We start from the raw sequence: 18,407 nt of genomic DNA, 5'->3' as shown, positions 1-18,407 counted from the left end.
CACATGCTTCATACAAATACAAAACAACTTCTAATAGGAAGCACTGATGAATTCAGCACCGCCGTCTTAGTACATCTTTTCCGCCCTGTCTGTGTCGACAAATCCTCCACATAGCCCCTGCTATGCGTCCGGTTTGTCTCCTTGACAGGACAAAAAATCTGCACCAATCCGACGGACTTCATTTTATCAGCGATTCCTATATCATAGCATAAATCTTGAAAAAATTATAGTCCTGCTTCCATGAGGCGGCTGCGCAGCTGTCCGCAGGCCGCTTGAATATCCGTCCCCATCTCGCGGCGCACGGTCGCCGTGACATGATGCGCCTCGAGAATCCGCTGAAAGCGAAGCACCGTCTCGCGCGGCGGACGAAAGAGATGCCGCTCGGCAACGGGGTTGATCGGGATGAGATTGACGCTTGCCAGCTGTCCGCGCAGGAGGCGTGCGAGCTGCTCTGCCTCGCGCACGCCGTCATTCACATCACGGATGAGGATGTACTCGTAGGTCACACGCCGCTTCGTCCGCGCGGCATAGGTCTGTGCCGCCCGCAGCACCTCCGCCATGGGGTACATGCGGTTGACAGGCATCAGCGAGGAACGCAGTTCCTCCGTCGGCGCGTGAAGCGAAATGGAGAGCGAGATCGGAAGCCCCTCCTCCGCAAGGCGCAAAATTCCCGGAACAATCCCCGAGGTCGAGAGCGTCATCCCGCGATAGCTGAGCCCGATGGTCTCCTCCGCATGCAAAAGGCGCAGCGCGCCGATTACGTTATCGTAGTTCTCCATCGGCTCGCCCGAGCCCATGACGACAATGGTATCGACGCGCGCGCCCTCCTGCCGCAGGTAATCCGCCATGCCAATCACCTGCGCGGCGATCTCCCCCACGGTCAAATTACGCGCCAGGCCGTGCAACGTCGACGCGCAGAATGCACAGCCCATGCGGCAGCCCGCCTGCGTCGAGACACAGACACTGTTGCCATAGGGATGGCGCATAAGCACCGTCTCCGCCGTCTGCCCATCGGCAAACGCATAGAGCAGCTTGATCGTCGCGCCGTCTGCCGACGTCAGGCGCGCACCGACCTGCGGCCGCTCGATTGAAAAGCGTTCCGCCAGCTGCGCGCGCAGCAGCTTCGGCAGATTGTCCATGACATCAAAAGAGACCGCGCCGCGCTGATACATCCAGCGGATGATCTGATCGGCACGGAAGCGGGGAATCCCCTCCTCGCGGAGGGCATCGGCAAGCTCTGTCTTCATCCATCCAAAAATATTCATCGGCGTCTCATACGGGCGATAAAGAAGCCGTCCGGCCCGCCCGTCTCCGGCATGATCTGTACCATGCGATCTGCTGTTTTTTGCTCCGGCAAAAATGCCCCCGTCTCCTCGAGGACGAAGTCCTCATGCCCGCGCAGAAACGCCTCTACCACGGCGGCATTCTCGCCGCGCTCCATCGTGCAGGTACTGTAGACGAGGACACCGCCCCGCTTCACTGTCTGTGCCGCACTCGCCAAAATCGCAAGCTGCAGCGGCGGCAAGGTCTTCGCGTCCGACGGGCTTTTGCGCCAGCGTGCATCGGGTTTGCGACGCAGGACGCCGAGCCCTGAGCACGGCGCATCCACGAGAACACGGTCAGCACATACACCATAGTGCGCACCAATCTCACGCGCATCGAGGAGCTGCGTCTCGATGATGGAGATGCCGAGCCGCTCCGCGTTGCGCATGATGCGCCCCAGCTTTTCCTCATAGATATCAAACGCTAAAATGCGCCCGCGATTTTCCATCTGCTGAGCGATATGCGTTGTCTTGCCGCCGGGGGCGGCACAGGCATCGATCACCGTCATGCCGGGCTCTGCCCCAAGGACATGCGCCACGAGCATCGAGCTCTCGTCCTGCACCTGCGCCAGCCCCTCACGCAGCGGCGCGAGCGCATCGAGCGCCCCATGCGTGCGCAGGAGGATGCCCTCGGGAACGTGCAGCGACGCCTCGGCGCGAACGCCTGCCGCCGTCAGTCGCTCCATGAGGGCAGTGCGGCTCGTGCGCAGGGTATTCGTCCGCAGCGTGAGCGGTGCACTCTCATTGTCACAGCGACACAGCCGCTCTGCCTCTTCATAGCCGTAGTCGCGCAGCCACCGCTCCACCATCCACACGGGATGCTGCATCCGCAGGGCAAGCGAGCGTGCATCATGCCCCTGAGGGAGTGCTGCACGCTTCGGCTCGCGCAGCGCCGTCCGCAGGACGCCGTTGACAAAGGACGCCGCACCCTTTCCGCCGTGTTTTTTCGCGAGCTCCACCGCTGTATGACAAACGGCGGACGACGGAATTTTATCCATGAAGAAGATCTGGTAAAAGCCAAGGCGCAGAAGCTCTCGTATGGGCGGCTGTGCCTTTTTTAGGTCGGCGACATAGCGGCGGATCATGACGTCGAGCGTCTCGCCCGCCTTCACCGTGCCGTAGACCAGCTCTGTCAGAAAACGGCGGTCGCGCTCCGTCATCTGTGCGATGCGCAGTTCCTCTGCCAGCGCCACATTAGCATAGGCCCCCTCACTGTGAATACGCAGGAGCACCTGCATGGCCTGCTCGCGTATGCGGTCGATTTTATTCGCATCGTACGGCTTTGGCATCTATACGTCCTTTTTCTTCGATTCGATGATTTCTTCCAGTTGACGGCGCACCTCCGCCATATCCACGCTCGTATTGTAGCAGGGACCATTCGGGCGGATGTTGAGCACCCCGACGGCGGGAAGCGGAAAGACATCCTGGATGCCGCTCATCAGATCACGCTCGCACGCAATCGCAAGCACCGCCTTCGGCCGCGTGTTGTAGACGACCTGCCGTGCCAGTGTCCCGCCTGTCGCGACAAAGAAATGGAACCCCATCTCCTCAGAGAGCGTGACGAGATCGCCAATGTTGCAGCCGCCGCAGCGCTTGCAGTTGTTCGGGTCGCGCGTCACCTTGTGCGGGCAGCTCGCGAGCTGCAGGCAGTGCGGTGTTACGACGAGCAGGCGGTTGGCGGGCACGCGGATGTGCATGCGGTGAAAGAGCAGATTGCTGACCGCGATAAACGAGCCCTCCAGCCGACGACGCTTGACGCCAAAGAGCGCTCCAAGGCGTACGGCAGCAGGAAAGAGCAGATTGATCAGCTCATAAGTCTGTCGCTTCATCCACGGGAGGTACGGCAGCCCCGCGACGGCAAGCACCATGTTGAAGATGCCGAAAAAGGACAGGAGTACCGCGCCCGTCAGCAGAGCACCGATCGCCCACGGCAGAAGCGGCTGGATGCGCTCGAGCCCCGGCACGCCGATGTACCAAATGCCAAAGAGAAGTACGGCAGCAAGCAATGTCACGAGCAGGAGCATCCCGATGAAGAGACGCTTCTTTGGCCGTGAGGGCAGGCGAATCGTCTTCTTCTCCCCCGCCTTGCCGCCGTTGACCGTCAATGTCTCCGTACTCATGATGTAAAACGTGCTCCTGTGGTCAGTGCAAAGCCGTTCAAAAAGTCGGATGCCGCCATCATCCGTTTCCCGGGTGCCTGAATCTCTGTCACCTGCACGATCTCATCGCCCGCTGCGACGCGCAGGCCTGCCCGCCGATCTGCCGTGAGAATGGTGCCGTGCGGCGCATCGGTCCGCTCCCCTGTGAGGGACAGCATACCGATCTTATACCGTGCGTCCCCCAGATGCGTCTCCGCGTAGGGCACAGGGTTCAGCCCGCGCACGAGAGCATCGAGCTCCCGTGCCGTACGCGACCAGTCGATCTGTGCCGTCTCGCGCGTAATGCGTGCGGCATAGCTGCTCTCCCCCGTCTGCGGCGTACGCGTGAGCACCCCTGCGGCAAGCTGCTCCAGCGTCTCCACGAGGAGCGCCGCTCCCGTCTTCATCAGGGCATCGTGGAGCGTTCCGTACGTCGTATCCCTATGGATGGGAACCTCGCGCCGCAGGAGCATATCCCCCGTGTCGAGCCCCGCATCCATCTGCATGGTCGTAATCCCCGTCATTTCGGCACCGTCCATCACCGCGTGCTGAATCGGTGCAGCACCGCGATACAGCGGGAGCAGGGACGCGTGCACATTGATGCAGCCATGCACGGGGATATCCAGAATCTCCTGCGTCAGGATCTGCCCGAATGCCGCCACCACCGCCACATCGGGACGGAGGGCGCGCAGCTCTTCGGCAAATGCCGCATCACGTGCGCGCGCAGGCTGGAGGACGGGAATGTCATGTGACAGCGCCCACGCCTTGACCGGAGAGGGGCTGAGTTTCTTCCCGCGCCCGCGCGGGCGATCCGGCTGCGTAACAACGGCGACGATATCCGTGAGATCGCGCCGCTCTGCCATCGCCGCAAGAATCGCCACGGCAAAATCCGGCGTCCCCATAAAGACGGTACGCATCGGCGTCATTCCTCTTCCTCCCCCTTGCGCAGGCGCACGGCAATATCGATGAAGAGGCGCCCCTCAAGATGATCGCACTCATGCTGAATGCAGCGCGCCAAAAGCCCCTCCGCCGTCAATGTGCGGCGGCGGCTGCGGCGGTCGGTATACTCCACCGTCACGCGCTCCGCGCGCTCCACATCACCGTACACCTTCGGCACGGAGAGGCACCCCTCCGACTCCGTCACGCTGCCCTCACGCATGGTGATGACGGGATTGACGAGCTCCAAGAGCCCGTGCTCATCCTGCACGTCGATCACAACGATGCGCAGAGACTTCCCCACCTGCGGCGCAGCAAGGCCCACGCCGTCAGCAGCATACATCGTTTCCGCCATATCGTCGAGCAGCTGTCGATGCCGCTTCGTGAGGCGTTCGATCGGCTCCGCCGTCTGTTTCAGGACGGGATCCCCCGCCTTCTTGATGTCAAGTATCGCCATAGTATTCCTCATGTCAGGCGCAGATGATAGATCCGCACCGCATTCTCATAAAACACAGCATCCCAGTGCTCCTCGGGAATGAGGAGCTTCGTGAATGCGACATAGTCGCCGAAGTTTGCCAGCGGCCAATCCGTGCCGAACATCAGCCGATCGTACGCATTCAGGTACGCGAGCCAGCCGCGCAGCTGCTCGATATAGAAATGCTTCCGCGCACAGAAGCGCTCGAAATCCACAATCTTTCCCTCAAGCATCCCCGAGAGATCAGCGGTGACATTCGGATTCTTCTCCATCACCGCAATGGCATCAACGAAATACGGCTCCCCCAGATGGCACATGACGAAATTCACCTGACGGAACTTTGTCGCCGCCTCATCCATGACATTCGGATGCGCATACTTCAGCAGCGCCTTTTCCGTCGCAGTCAGTCCCGTGTGTACGGCGACGGGCTTTCCGTACCGTGCTGCCAGTTCGTAAACGGGGGCAAGCATATCGTCATAGATATAGAAATAATTGTAGCCGGGATAGAGCTTGATGCCGACGCAGCGCTCGCTCCGAAGATGCTGCTCGAGGGCAGGCAGGAGCTGCTCAATGCGCGCAGCGCTCATCTCCGTCTGCCCGCCGTCGCCCGCGATCCCGACACAGTAGTGAAAGAGATCGGGATAGTTCGGCGCGAGCTCCTCCACGGGGAGATTGCCCATGATAACGCCGTGGACAATCCCCGCTGCACGGCAGTCGCGCCGCAGAGCCGCCTCTGTGTTCTCGTGCCCCGCCGCACGTGCGACGGTATCAAAATACTCCCCTCTGCCATAGTGCAGATGGGCGTCAATAATCTTCATCGTCTGTTGTTCTTTCCTCAAAGAAATCGCTGATACGTTCAGCGATCCCTTAATTCCTGTGATCGTTTTGTTTTAGTTTACCATATCCGTCAATAGTTTTTGTGGGAATCATGCACCGAGGTCTTTATCCGTGCGCCCCTAAAGCATATCCATCATCCGATGGGTCTGCGGAATCACACGCACATGTGCAAGGCGCCGCAGCGCGTTCTCCTGCCATGCGAGCAGCTGCTCGGGTGAGGGCTTCGTACATCCGCCGTAGGGCGTCACGGGCTGCAGAATCAGCATCGTCTCCGGGGCGATATCCGCCACGAGGCGAATGGCGGTATCGACTTCGCCGTCAGGGCTCTCCCCCGCGACGACAATCTTGACCCACGTATCCTTCGCCTTTGCGATCTCCAGAAAGCGCACATGCGCATCCCAGACGGGATGTGTCGTCGCAGAGGGCAGCTTGATGTCCATGCTGATGCCCGCCACGCAGTCAACGCACTTTTTCAGTTCCTCATGGAGCGTTCCGTTCGTCTCCAGATAAATCGGCAGATGCACATGCAGCGCCAGGGCGCGGATGAACGCAGCGTGCAGCAGCGGCTCGCCGCCCGTAATGCTGAGCGCCTGATGCGGTACGCCCGCCGCCGCGATCTCCACCAGCTCCGCCGCACGCTGCGGCGAGATGGGATTCGGGTAAGGGACGAGATGATACGTCCCCGCTCCCTCCTCCACGACACAGTCGGGGTGCATTCCGACCGCGCTGTTCGTATCGCAGTAGCTGCAGTGGAGATTGCAGCCCTCAAGGCGGAGGAACACCTGCCGGCAGCCGACGTACTTCCCCTCGCCCTGAACCGTCGAGAAAATCTCGATGATATTCTCGTTCATTTCAGTCCCTCTCATACGTGACAGATGATTTTGGCGTCTCCCAGACGGTCAGCGCAGCGAGATGCACCGCTGTCGCCGTAACCTCAGGACGCACGGCAAGACGCTCAAAAATAATCCGTGCCAGATTCTCCGCCGTCGGATTCGCCGCGGCATCAAACGGCGGAATTTCATTGATATAGCGGTGGTCGAACTCATCCAATACCGCCATCAGCGCTGCCTTTGCCATCTTAAAGTCGATCATCATTCCGAGATCGTCGAGCTCCGTGCCGCGAAACACCGCCTCAACGACCCAGTTATGCCCGTGCAGGCGGTCGCACTTCCCAGGATACCCGACAACGCGGTGTGCCGCCTCGAATGCGCCTTCAACGCGCAGTGTATACATTCTGTTCTCCTTCGTTTGTCAAAAGGCTGCCGCACGCGTGCAGCAGCCTCTCTCGATGCCATTATTTCACATCGCTCATCACTTCGTCCATGCTCATGGCGCGCGTATGCTTCGTATGGCTCCACTCATGCTCATTTCGATGGATGAACCCGAGAAAGATGATCGGTATCCACGAATAGATGAACACAGGATAGAGGAGCAGATAGAACCACGCCTTCAGCTTGGCACGTACCTTGATGAGGATAATCATGGGCAGAAGATACTGCCCGATCATGATCGCCGTCATCAGCTGCGACGGCAGGAATTTGTAGATACTCGTATAAAACGGCGGGAACGCCAGCTGCACATAGCTGATGATGATGAAGAACGTCGAGATCATGAGGAAATGCGGCTGCAGAAGATAGATGCAGCCATCCCAGATGCGTATGTCGCGGCGTTTCCATCCCTCGCGGATCATGATCGGGATGAAGCGGTGCGCCACGTCAAACTGTCCTTGTGCCCAGCGTCTGCGCTGGTTCCACGCCTGCTTGAACGTGAGCGGCTTCTCATCGTAGACCACGGCGTCATGCGCCCACGTCGTCTTGATGCCCTCAGCAAGCAGCTTCATCGTGAACTCCATGTCCTCGGTGAGGCAGGTCGCGCGCCAGCCGTGCCGCTTCAGCACGTCCGTCGTAATGCACATGCCCGTACCGCCGAGGCACGCCGAGAGACCGATGTTCGTCTTTGCGAGATGCGAGATATGGTCGATGACCCAGAACGCGATGGCAAATGTCCCCGCCACCCATGTGTCGTATGGATTCTTCGCATCCAGATAGCCCTGAATGACTTTGTCTCCCTTGAGGAGGCGGTTGTTCATCTCCTTGAGGAAATTCGGGTGTACGAGGTTGTCCGCATCGAAGATGGCGACGGCATCGTACTCTTTGTCCATCGCAAAGAGCTGCTCAAACATCCACTCAAGCGCAAAGCCCTTGCTCTTCTTCGTCGGATGCGTGCGCGTGCAGACAATGGCGCCCGCCTTCTCCGCGATCTCCCCCGTATTGTCCGTACAGTTGTCGGCAATGACATAGATGTCGTACAGTTCCTTGGGATAGTCGAGCCGCTGCAGATTTTCGATGAGCTGCCCGATGACCGCCGCCTCGTTGTGCGCGGCGACGACGACAGCAAACGTCTTCTCCGGCGTCAGGATTTTTTTCTCCCCATGCCGCCATAGACAGCAGAAGCCGATGAAGAAAAAATACAGCGTGAAGAGCAGGAGGAGGATCTGCATCGGCACCATGATGATGTCAAAGACATGTGCCGGCAGATAGGGCGAGAGTGCATGAAAGATCTCTGTCATATCAGCTTTCCCTCGTCCGCATCGTCAGCGCAGTCACATGGTTGACGATGCCAAAGAGCGCATACGCCGCAAAAATCGCCGTAAAGACAGCGGGCAGAACAGCCGTCCGTCCGACATAGAGGATGCCGGCGAACACGATGAGTGCGACGAGCTTGGATACAAAGTAAATCCGCTCTCCGCCCCCCTTAAAATCCGGGTAGTGGACGTGACTGACCATGAGATAGCCCGTCACAGCGACCGCGGCGGGATAAAGAAGCCCATAGTCGGCAGGGTTAATGCCGAGCGAGAGAAAGAGCCACGCCGACATGGCGACGAGATTCCCGCCCGCAGGAATGGCGAGCCCCATAAAGTAGCCGTGCACCACATTGGCATTCACATTGAATCGCGTGAGGCGCCACATTCCGCAGAGGGCAAAGCAGATCGCCGCCGCTGCACCGACGAGCCCGTGGGAGAAGAGGGCCAGTTTCCACGCGAGCAGCGCGGGGGCGATGCCAAATGAGCCGAGGTCGCAGAGGGAGTCCATCTCCTTGCCGAACTCACTGGAGACGCCGAGCGCACGCGCCACGCGTCCGTCCATGCCGTCCGCGACAAGCGCGAGCAGAATGAAGATCGCCGCCCAGTCAAGATGGCCTTCTGCCGTTGACAGGATGGAACACATACCAAAGAACAGATTCATCGCCGTACACAGATTCGGCAGAAATCGTCTGTAATTCATTCGCCTTCAAGCCTCCCCAGGACAGTCCTGCCGCCCTGCACCTTTTCGCCTTCCCGCACGAGGATCTGCGCCCGCTCAGGCATCACGATCTCAAGGCAGGAGCCGAAGCGGATCATGCCGTAGATGTCTCCCTGCTTCATGCGGTCGTCGAGCGTCACCCACGAGACGATGCGCCGCGCGAGGATGCCCGCGATCTGCTTTACCGTGATGCGCAGATCACCACGGTCAATGCCGATCAGATGGTGTTCATTTTCAAAGCCGACCTCGTCCTTGTAAGCGGGACGAAAACGACCGCAGTAGTATTTCTGCAGCTTGATTTCCCCATTGATCGGACTGCGGTTGACGTGCACGTTAAAGACCGACATGAAGATGACGATCTTGTTGCACGGCTCTCCAACGAAATCATCCACGCCCACAGAGGAGATCTCCGTCACCGTGCCGTCGGCAGGCGACAGAATATGATGTTCGTTTGCGGCGATCGTACGTGTCGGGCTGCGAAAGAAATAGGCAAAATAGCACGCCAGCACGACGAACGGGAGCGCGGCATACGGATGCGCAAAGTATCCAAAAATAACCGCCAAAACGAGTGCGGCGCCAATAAACTTATAGCCTTCACTGACAATGACCACGCAGACGCGCCTCCTTTTTCTCTCACATTATAATGGAAAGCCTATTCTTTGTCCACAGATACGGCTCTTATTTTCGCGATGCGTGCACTTTCAGGACGAATTTCGGCAGCGCCAGCAGACGACCTGCACGTTTCGGCTGCATCAGCCCGCGGAAGAGCCATTCCAGTTTTGCCTTCTGCATCCAGTGCGGTGCGCGCTTCATCACGCCCGCCATGACGTCGAGCGTCCCGCCGACGCCGATGGCGACGGGAACGTCAAGCTCTGCGAGATGCGCGGCGATCCACTTCTCCTGCTTCGGCACGCCGAGCGCGACGAGCAGGAGGTCAGGGCGTGCTGCGCGAATCTCCGCGATGATCGCCGCATTGTCCGCAGGGGAAAAGAACCCGTTGCGCACCCCCACGATCTCGATGCCGGGATAAAGCTGCTCCGCCTTTGCCTTTGCCTTCTCCGCAACGCCGGGCGCAGAGCCGAAGAAGTAGACGCGCCGCCCCTCGGCAGGGGCACAGCGCAGGAGTTCCTGCGCCAGATCGTAGCCCGCGACGCGCTCGGGCATCGCGTGCCCGAGGTGACGTGCCGCCCAGACCGTCCCTGCCCCATCGGGCACAACGAGTGCCGACGCATTCAGGATACGGCGCAGCTCCTCATCATGCGTCGCACGCATCAGCATCTCGGCATTCGCCGTCGCAACCATAACGCCCGCACGCGTGTCCATGGCACGGCGCACGACATCGACAGCCTCCGCCATCGTGACGGCATCGACATCGACCCCCAGGATATTCACCCGCTCTGCCAAGCGCAATTCCTCCTTCTGTCTCGCGAAAAGAGAGCGTCCGCATGGGACGCCCTCGAAATGCTTCGTCGTACCGTTTTACCGTGCAGCTTCGTCTGCCTTCTTCTTCGGCACAGCCGTGCGGATATAGAGCTCACGCAGCTGCTTCTCATCGACGGTCGCAGGTGCTTCGCTCATCACATCCGATGCGCTCTGCGTCTTCGGGAAGGCAATCACGTCACGGATGGAGCGGCGCTTTGCCATCAACATCACGAGACGATCGAGGCCGAAGGCGAGTCCGCCGTGCGGCGGCGTGCCGTACTCGAAGGCATTCATCATAAAGCCGAAGCGTGCGCGTGCCTCCTCCGGCGTGAAGCCAAGTGCCTCAAAGACTTGTTCCTGCAGATCACTGCTGTAGATACGCAGACTGCCGCCGCCGATCTCAACGCCGTTCAGCACCATGTCATAGGCATTTGCCTTGACGCGGCCAGGGTCGGACTTCAGGAACGGAACGTCCTCATCGCGCGGCGCGGTGAACGGATGGTGCATCGCCTTGTAGCGCTTCTCCTCCGCACTGTACTCGAACATTGGGAAGTCCACAACCCAGAGGAAACGCAGCGCATCGGGATCGATCAATCCACGGCGACGGCCCATCTCAAGGCGCAGCTCGCCGAGTGCCTGTGCCACAACGAGCGGCTGGTCGGCGACGACGAGGAGCAGATCCCCCGTCTTTGCCCCGACGGCATTCTTGATCGTCTCAAAGGTCTCATCGGAGTAGAACTTCTTGAAGGGCGACTTTACCCCCTCCTCCGTGTACTGAATCCACGCTAGTCCCTTTGCACCGTAGCCCTGCACATAGGAGACGAGACCGTCCAGCTCACGGCGCGGAATATTCGCATAGCCCTCGACGTTGATGACCTTCACGCGGCCGCCTGCCTCCATGACGGCGTTGAATACCTTGAAGTCCGAGCCGCCGACATAGTCCGTAATGTCCTGCAGCTCCATGCCGAAGCGCAGATCGGGCTTGTCCGAGCCGAAGCGATCCATTGCCTCATCCCACGACATGCGCTGGAAGGGCGTCTCGATCTTCGCGCCGATGCTCTTTTCAAACAGCTCTTTGACCATCCCCTCCATGAGCGTGAGGATGCTGTCCTGATCCATAAAGGACATCTCGATATCGAGCTGCGTGAACTCAGGCTGACGATCGGCGCGCAGATCCTCATCGCGGAAGCAGCGCACGATCTGGAAGTACTTCTCAAAGCCCGAGACCATGAGCAGCTGCTTGAAGATCTGCGGGGACTGCGGCAGCGCATAGAACTCGCCCGGATTGAGACGGCTCGGCACGAGGAAGTCGCGTGCCCCCTCGGGCGTGCTCTTGCAGAGCATCGGCGTCTCGATCTCAAGGAACCCGCTGCGGTCAAAGAAATCGCGCATGATCTTCGTCACGCGATGACGCAGGATCATATTCGCCTGCATTTCGGGGCGGCGCAGATCGAGGTAGCGATAGCGCAAACGAATCATCTCGTCCACATCGACGCCATCCTGAATATAGAACGGCGGCGTCTTTGCCTTGTTGAGAATCCGCAGCTCGCTGACGACGATCTCGATCTCCCCTGTCGCCATGTTCGGATTGACCGTCTCCGCACTGCGTGCGCGCACCGTGCCGCGCACGCAGAGAACGAACTCCGAGCGCAGCGTCTCCGCCTCGTGGAACGTCCCCTCTGCCATTGCCGCCTCATCGAAGACGATCTGCACAAATCCCGAGCGGTCACGCATATCGACAAAGATCAGCCCGCCGTGGTCACGGCGGCGCGATACCCAGCCGCACAGCGTTACTTCTTCACCCACCTGCTCCTTGCGCAGTATGCCGCAGCCATGTGTCCGTTTCATTCCCTGCATCGTTTCCATCTCAGACCTTCACCTCAGAAATCATCTTTTCTACCAAATCGTCAAGCGCACAGGTCTCCTGCGCACTCTCCGCCATATCGCGCACGAGTGCCGTATGCGCTGCCAGCTCATCCTCACCGAGGATGACGGCATAGCGCGCACCGGATCGATTCGCCTGCTTCATCTGCGCCTTCATGCTGCGCCCCGCGTAGTCCATGAGGGCACGCACACCGCCGTGACGCAGCTCATGCAGCAGGGGGAATGCCGCCTTTGCCGCCGCATCACCGAGCGCGATGAGGAATACATCCGCGGCAGGCGGCTGCACCGGCAGGAGATTCTGCTGCTCCAGTGCGAGCAGGACGCGCTCCAATCCGGCCGCAAAACCGACGGCGGGGGTGGGATTCCCTCCGAGCTCCTCGACCAGTCCGTCATAGCGTCCGCCCCCCGCCACGGCACTCTGTGCACCGAGCGGCGGATAGGCAATCTCGAACGCCGTCCGCGTGTAGTAGTCGAGTCCCCGCACAAGGCGCGGGTCGAGCTCATAGGAAACGCCTGCCGCCGTCAAATGCTGCTGCACCTGCTCAAAATGCTCGGTGCACGCAGGGCACAGGCAGTCTGTAATTGCGGGAGCTCCCGCCATAAACGGCTGCTCCGCATCCCGCTTGCAGTCGAGGATCCGCAGCGGACTGCGTGTATAGCGATCCTTGCAGTCATCACAGAGCGTAGGCAGATACTCCTTAAAGTACGCCTGCAAACGCTCCCGATAGACAGGGCGGCAGGTGGGACAGCCGACGGAGTTCAGCTTCAGTGTCAGCCCCGTCAGGCCAAGTGCCGTCAGAAAATCATACGCGAGGAGGATGACCTCGGCATCGAGCGCAGGGCTCTCCTCGCCGAGTGCCTCCACGCCGAACTGATGAAACTCACGCATCCGCCCTGCCTGTGGGCGGTCATAGCGAAACATCGATCCGATGTAGAAGAGCTTCTGCAGACCGCCATCCGCATAGAGTTTGTTTTGCAGATAGGCGCGTACGGCAGACGCCGTGTTCTCGGGACGCAGCGTCAGACTGCGGTCGCCGCGGTCGGAGAAGGTATACATCTCCTTGTCCACGACATCCGTACCGTCGCCGATCCCACGCTGAAAGAGCTCCGTGTGCTCGAACATCGGCGTGCGGATTTCACCGTAGCCATAGCGGGCACAGAGATCGCGGATCACATGCTCGACATGTGTCCACGCACCGACCGCGTCAGGCAGTATATCCTTCGTGCCGCGCGGCGCATTCGTCAGCATCAGTGCTGTTCCTCCTCGTATTCCGCGCGCAGGAGCGCACGGCGCTTTTCAATATAGACGTCAATATCGCGCAGATAGGTCACAAGATCCTTTGCATGAAAAGCAGAGTGCAGGCGTCCGCTGCGCACGCCGATCACCTTTGTCGCGGCAGCGCCGCCGATGCCGATGATCGTCTGCCGCTCCTCCATGATGCGGATGTTGTAGATGCTCTCCGCACCGGGGCGGGCATAGCCGACGTTCTCCAGATCGCCGCTCATATAACCCTGCCGATAGAGATAGTAGGGATGGTAGCCCGCCGCACGGACGGCAGCCGTCGCCGCCGCACTCATGCGCATCGTCTCCGCATCAGACGGCAGAGCGACATGCTCCGTCTCCATCATAAGGCGCAGCCGCGAGCCGCGCTTCAGTGCAAGTGCGTGGAGGGTGATGTCGTCCGGGCGGAGGGCTGTCACCGCCGCCATCGTCGCACGGACATCCTCTGCCGTTTCGCCCGGCAGACCGAGGATCACGTCCATATTGATGTGCACGTCCATCGACGCACGGATGTCCTGCACCATGCGCACAATATCGGACGGCGTATGATGCCGTCCGATGCGCTCGAGCGTCCGCTCCTGCATCGACTGCGGATTGACACTGACGCGCGTCACCCGATATGCCTTCATCGCTGTGATCTTCGCCGCGCTCATGCTGTCGGGACGTCCTGCCTCCACCGTGAACTCACGGACAGAAGATCTATAGAAAGCATTATATACCATTTTGAGCATTTCGGCAAAAAAAACATCGGGCAGGCTCGTCGGCGTCCCTCCCCCGATGTAGATGCACCCGACGGTCAGCCCCAATGTGCGCACATCCTCTGCAGCAGCGGCAAGATCACGCGCGAGCACATCCATAAATGCACGCAGCGTATTCTCCCCCGGCAGGAGATGCGAGGGAAAGGAACAGTAGAGGCAGCGCGAGAGACAGAACGGAATGCCGACGTAAATGCCCACCGTCCGCGCGTCCTCATGCGCAAGAAACGGCAGCTGACGCACGGCAACCTCCGTCATGAGACGTGCCTTCTCCGCACTGCAGAAATAATCCTCCTGCAATCGCTGCACGGCAGCGTCGGGCGTCATGCCGCCCCTCAGCCAGCGGTGCACGATCTTCGTTGGGCGCACCCCATGCAGGATGCCCCACGGGGCAGGCGGCAGGGCAAAGCGGACACGGAAAAACTCGTAGAGATTCCGCTTGATCGTGCGGTGCACCGCTGCACGCGGCAGTTCATCCGTGCGCCCCGCAGAGGAGAACGAAAGGCACTCACAGCGCCCATCCAGCGCATAGAGCCAGACCTCCGTCATAACAGAAGGCGGCTCACTGCCCGACGGCCGGTTCACCACCGACAGCTGGGCGTAATCCGCCTCTCCTGCTGTTCCGACGATCTCCACCTTGAAGAGGTTCAGTACCTCATGCACAACCTTGACGATGACCTCGCTGGGATGATTGATGGTGAGCGATCGTATTTTCACGCTTTTTTCTGCTTCTCCCGGCATTTCTTGCAGATGCCGAAGAACTTCGCCTGATGATTCTCCACCAAGAAGCCCGTCTTTTCGAGAATATCCTGCTCCAGATGATCGAGCATATCCTCCTCAAACTCCGAGATCTCCTTGCACTCCGTGCAGATGAGATGATGGTGGAAATGCTGGTTCGGGTCAATCGGATTCAGCTCATAGGAATACGATCCCTTGTTGCGCTTGTCGAACTCCTTGCCGAACTCGATCTTCTGCAGAATGCCGAGCGAGACCAGAATCTCCAGACTGCGATAGACCGTCGCGAGTCCGATCTCCGACTCCGTCCCGCGCAGAATGTCATAGATCTTCTCCGCGCTCAGATGCTCGCTCGGATGATCCAAAATGACCTGCAGCACAATCTGCCGCTGCGGCGTCATCTTGCGCTGTGTCGCCTGCAGACGCTTCTTCAGATCTTCCATGGTATATGTCTCTGCCATATCTCTTCCCCCTCGATCCACCAAGTGGGTCACAATGTATTATCACAATCAATGAGAATAGTATATCACAGTGCGCAAGTTTTTACCATAGTTTATGAAGATAAGGTTTTATGATAAACGTTGCAGACAAGACTATGGCCGCAGACAAGACGATGAAGATCTGCCCTCACTCCGCGATGCGGCGCAGCGTCTCCATGAGGAGTTTTGCCTCGGGAACGATCGCCGCGATTTCGATTCGCTCCTCGGGCGTATGGATGCCGTGTGCCGTCACGCCGACAGACACCATGTCGAGCGCAGGATTTTTCGATGCGTGCCAGCTCGTCTCAAGCCCCGCATGGATGCTCTCGATCTTCATCGGTGTACCGCCGTTCTGCGCCGCATAGACCTCCGCCATGATCGTCCGCAGTTTGCTCTTGGGGTTCTCACGCCATGCAGGAGATGCCGTTCCAACAACGAGGGAAAAGCCCGTCAGTGCCGCCAGCGTCTCTGTCTCGCAGACGATCTCGTCCAGCCGCTCATTGACCGAGGAGCGCGGGAAGAACGCAACGTGCACCTCGTTCTCATCCATGCGGACAACGCCGAGGTTTGCCGAGGTCTCCACCCCGCCCGTCTGCGTATGTGTCATGACATGAACCCCCGTGCGAAGGAGGACGAGGAGGTCGATGAGGGCGCGCTGTTCCTCCTCGCCGATGACGCGCCCCGCCTCATGTGCAGGATGCAGCGTAAATTTCATCGCGGGATCGGCCTCGCCGTAGATAGCATGAAAGCGTTTTTCCTCCGCCGCCAGCAGACGGGCAATGCTGCGCTCATCCATCGCCGTGCGAACGATTGCCTCTGCCGTCGGCGGAATCGCGTTGCGCGCCGTCCCGCCCGTGAGGGAAACGAGTTCCACGTCCCCCTCCTGCGCCAGCGCATGAAGTGCCAGTGCCAGCGTGCGGATCGCATTGCCGCGCCCATCGCCGATGCGCTCGCCCGAGTGACCGCCGCGCAGTCCCTCAGCCGTAATGCGATAGGCGGGCAGATCGGATTCTCTTCGCGTCAGCGCACGCGTATAGTCGAGATTGACACTGCCCGCACTGCCGACCGTCATGATGTGATAGTCCTCCGAGTCGCAGTTGATCAGGTACTGTGCATTCTTCAGATGATCTGCCGAAAGATGCCGTGCCCCCGTCATGCCCTGTTCCTCATCCACCGTGATGATGGCGCGCAGCGGACCATGAGCCTCCGTGCACTGCATCGCCGTCAGGATCTCCGCCACGCCGATGCCGTCGTCTCCGCCGAGACTTGTCCCATCTGCCGTGAGATACTCCGCCGTCCGCTGCATCTTGATCGGATCGGTCAGCGGGTCATAGGAAACACCCGGCTCAGCCACGCAGACCATATCCATGTGTCCCTGCAGGATCGTGCGCGGCGCATTCTCCTTTCCCTTCGTCGCAGGAAGCTCCGCGATAATATTGAAGTGCTCATCCTGCGTCACCGTGCAGCCAATCTCCTCAAAGTGTTTTTTCAGATAGTCACTGACCGCCTTCTCGTGCCCCGAAGGACGCGGGATATGCGTCAGTGCCTCGAACTCCGAAATGACCTTTTCCAGCAGCTTTGCATCATCCATCATAAATTCCTCCCATCAAAATTCCTTCCCATTATAACACAGAATGCAAAAAATGGGGCTGCTGCATGAAGTGACAAACTTCGTGCAATAGCCCCCATGCCATATTCTGCTCTTTTACTTCTTCGCCTGCTCTACCGCTTTCGTGACCGCTTCCTTGAACTGGTCATAGCTGACGGTTGCCCCTGAGACAGCATCCACCTTCGCAAGATCCTTCGACGCAGTGAGCTGCTCACCATAGGACACAATCGCCTTGTAGGCGTTCTGTGCCTTCTTCTGCGCGCCCGGCTCCTTCCCCTCGCCGTAGTGCTCGTCCTTCTGCTTGCCCTCTTTGTCAATGCTCGTGTGAACGACCTTCTCGATCGCGCCGTTCTTGATCGTCAGTTCCACGTGCGAATGCCCAAGCTTTTCGTGCTCTGAACTGTCCGCCGTATAGGTGCCGTCCTTCACGCCCGTCATATCAAGCGCGGCAGCCTGCTGCGGCTTCTCCTTCGGTGCCTGCTTCTCCTCACCGCAGCCCGCTGCAAGGACACTGACCCCCAGCAGAAGTGCAATCCCGAGGCTAAGTTGTTTCTTCATCGTTATTCCTTCCTTTCCCGCATGTGTCCATGCTCAATGATGACACAGCGCTCCGCCTCGTCGCCGACTTCGGCGGAGTGTGTGACCGTCAGAATCGTGTGGCCCTCATCGTGCAGCTCATGGAAGATCTTCATGACAAGGTTCTGGTTCTTCTCATCGAGGTTGCCTGTCGGCTCATCCGCAAGGATGAGGACAGGATAGTTGATGAGTGCACGCGCAATGCAGACGCGCTGCTGCTCGCCGCCCGAAAGCTGACTGGGAAGATGGCTCGCACGGTCAGCGAGTCCGACGCGCTCAAGTGCCGCCATGGCTTCATCGCGGTCGGGCATGCTGTGGTAATACTGCGCGACCATGATGTTCTCGACTGCCGTCAGATAGGGAATCATGTGGAACTGCTGGAACACGATGCCGATCTTATCGCGGCGGAAGCGTGTCAGCTCCTCGCGTGTGGCGTTCGTCAGCACGTCGCCGTCGAGAATGACCTCGCCGCTCGTCGGGCTGTCCATACAGCCGATAATGTTCATCAGTGTTGACTTGCCAGAGCCGGAGGGACCCATAACCGCAAGCCATTCGCCTTTTTCAACGTTCAGATTGACGTCATCCAGGGCGAGCACCTTTTCGTTGTACGCCTTGGAGACGTGCTTCAGTTCAAGCAAACTCATTGCTTCGTTCT

At 59.4% G+C, this 18,407-nt stretch carries 20 protein-coding genes; all 20 read right to left on the bottom strand.

Annotated features, from left to right (window positions below):
* Positions 1-8: 8 nt before the first annotated feature.
* The 20 genes from ADJ74_RS11605 to ADJ74_RS07995 all read right to left on the bottom strand — a co-directional run bounded on the left by ADJ74_RS11605 (position 9) and on the right by ADJ74_RS07995 (position 18,396).
* Complete coding sequence (locus tag ADJ74_RS11605; RefSeq protein WP_071844306.1) at positions 9-182, bottom strand: secretion protein HlyD; 174 nt, start codon at positions 180-182, stop codon at positions 9-11.
* Positions 183-224: 42 nt separating this feature from the next.
* Entirely contained in the window at positions 225-1,265 is a 1,041-nt protein-coding gene (gene rlmN / locus ADJ74_RS08085; RefSeq protein WP_050343354.1) for a 23S rRNA (adenine(2503)-C(2))-methyltransferase RlmN, read from the bottom strand.
* Positions 1,262-2,611, bottom strand: a complete 1,350-nt coding sequence (rsmB, locus tag ADJ74_RS08080) for a 16S rRNA (cytosine(967)-C(5))-methyltransferase RsmB (protein WP_050343351.1) — start codon at positions 2,609-2,611, stop codon at positions 1,262-1,264. The genes rlmN and rsmB overlap by 4 nt, the downstream gene beginning before the upstream one ends.
* A complete protein-coding gene (locus tag ADJ74_RS08075) occupies positions 2,612-3,442 on the bottom strand; it encodes a DUF116 domain-containing protein (protein ID WP_050343349.1) in 831 nt (276 codons plus the stop codon).
* Positions 3,439-4,377 carry a methionyl-tRNA formyltransferase gene (gene fmt / locus ADJ74_RS08070; RefSeq protein WP_172664542.1) on the bottom strand — a complete coding sequence of 313 codons (939 nt, stop codon included), beginning with the start codon at positions 4,375-4,377 and terminating at the stop codon, positions 3,439-3,441. The genes ADJ74_RS08075 and fmt overlap by 4 nt, the downstream gene beginning before the upstream one ends.
* 5 nt (positions 4,378-4,382) lie before the next feature.
* Positions 4,383-4,853 carry a peptide deformylase gene (def, locus tag ADJ74_RS08065; protein WP_039980968.1) on the bottom strand — a complete coding sequence of 157 codons (471 nt, stop codon included), beginning with the start codon at positions 4,851-4,853 and terminating at the stop codon, positions 4,383-4,385.
* Positions 4,854-4,861: 8 nt separating this feature from the next.
* On the bottom strand, positions 4,862-5,689 hold the full coding sequence (locus tag ADJ74_RS08060) for an amidohydrolase family protein (protein ID WP_050343344.1): 828 nt from the start codon (positions 5,687-5,689) through the stop codon (positions 4,862-4,864).
* Between the two features lie 138 nt (positions 5,690-5,827).
* Complete coding sequence (locus ADJ74_RS08055; protein ID WP_050343342.1) at positions 5,828-6,559, bottom strand: 7-carboxy-7-deazaguanine synthase QueE; 732 nt, start codon at positions 6,557-6,559, stop codon at positions 5,828-5,830.
* 1 nt (position 6,560) lies between these two features.
* A complete protein-coding gene (gene queD / locus ADJ74_RS08050) occupies positions 6,561-6,941 on the bottom strand; it encodes a 6-carboxytetrahydropterin synthase QueD (protein ID WP_050343340.1) in 381 nt (126 codons plus the stop codon).
* Between the two features lie 61 nt (positions 6,942-7,002).
* A complete protein-coding gene (locus ADJ74_RS08045; protein WP_050343338.1) occupies positions 7,003-8,277 on the bottom strand; it encodes a glycosyltransferase family 2 protein in 1,275 nt (424 codons plus the stop codon).
* A 1-nt stretch (position 8,278) separates the two neighbouring features.
* Entirely contained in the window at positions 8,279-8,992 is a 714-nt protein-coding gene (gene pssA / locus ADJ74_RS08040) for a CDP-diacylglycerol--serine O-phosphatidyltransferase (protein ID WP_050343333.1), read from the bottom strand.
* Entirely contained in the window at positions 8,989-9,621 is a 633-nt protein-coding gene (locus ADJ74_RS08035; protein ID WP_009442736.1) for a phosphatidylserine decarboxylase, read from the bottom strand. The genes pssA and ADJ74_RS08035 overlap by 4 nt, the downstream gene beginning before the upstream one ends.
* 67 nt (positions 9,622-9,688) lie before the next feature.
* Positions 9,689-10,414, bottom strand: coding sequence for a WecB/TagA/CpsF family glycosyltransferase (locus tag ADJ74_RS08030; RefSeq protein WP_050343331.1), 726 nt, complete (start codon positions 10,412-10,414; stop codon positions 9,689-9,691).
* 75 nt (positions 10,415-10,489) lie between these two features.
* On the bottom strand, positions 10,490-12,298 hold the full coding sequence (aspS, locus tag ADJ74_RS08025; protein ID WP_050343327.1) for an aspartate--tRNA ligase: 1,809 nt from the start codon (positions 12,296-12,298) through the stop codon (positions 10,490-10,492).
* Between the two features lies 1 nt (position 12,299).
* Positions 12,300-13,565: a histidine--tRNA ligase gene (gene hisS, locus ADJ74_RS08020; RefSeq protein WP_050343326.1), complete on the bottom strand. Its 1,266-nt coding sequence runs from the start codon at positions 13,563-13,565 to the stop codon at positions 12,300-12,302.
* Complete coding sequence (hemZ, locus tag ADJ74_RS08015) at positions 13,565-15,070, bottom strand: coproporphyrinogen dehydrogenase HemZ (protein WP_050344257.1); 1,506 nt, start codon at positions 15,068-15,070, stop codon at positions 13,565-13,567. Before hemZ ends, hisS begins: the two co-directional genes overlap by 1 nt.
* The gene (locus tag ADJ74_RS08010; protein WP_006691428.1) at positions 15,067-15,549 is read right to left on the bottom strand and encodes a Fur family transcriptional regulator; all 483 of its coding nucleotides are present in this window, start codon (positions 15,547-15,549) and stop codon (positions 15,067-15,069) included. The genes hemZ and ADJ74_RS08010 overlap by 4 nt, the downstream gene beginning before the upstream one ends.
* A gap of 166 nt (positions 15,550-15,715) precedes the next feature.
* Positions 15,716-17,161: a beta-Ala-His dipeptidase gene (gene pepD, locus ADJ74_RS08005; protein WP_050343324.1), complete on the bottom strand. Its 1,446-nt coding sequence runs from the start codon at positions 17,159-17,161 to the stop codon at positions 15,716-15,718.
* 111 nt (positions 17,162-17,272) lie between these two features.
* Positions 17,273-17,734 (bottom strand): FMN-binding protein, encoded by a 462-nt coding sequence (locus ADJ74_RS08000; RefSeq protein ID WP_006691430.1) that lies wholly within the window; start codon positions 17,732-17,734, stop codon positions 17,273-17,275.
* Between the two features lie 2 nt (positions 17,735-17,736).
* A complete protein-coding gene (locus ADJ74_RS07995) occupies positions 17,737-18,396 on the bottom strand; it encodes an ABC transporter ATP-binding protein (protein WP_050343322.1) in 660 nt (219 codons plus the stop codon).
* Positions 18,397-18,407 lie beyond the last annotated feature (11 nt).

The organism is Selenomonas sp. oral taxon 478, from assembly GCF_001189555.1.
Taxonomy (GTDB): Bacteria; Bacillota; Negativicutes; order Selenomonadales; family Selenomonadaceae; genus Centipeda; species Centipeda felix.
The sequence above is the reverse complement of the archived record's forward strand: the minus strand, read 5'-3'. Positions and strand labels throughout refer to the sequence as shown.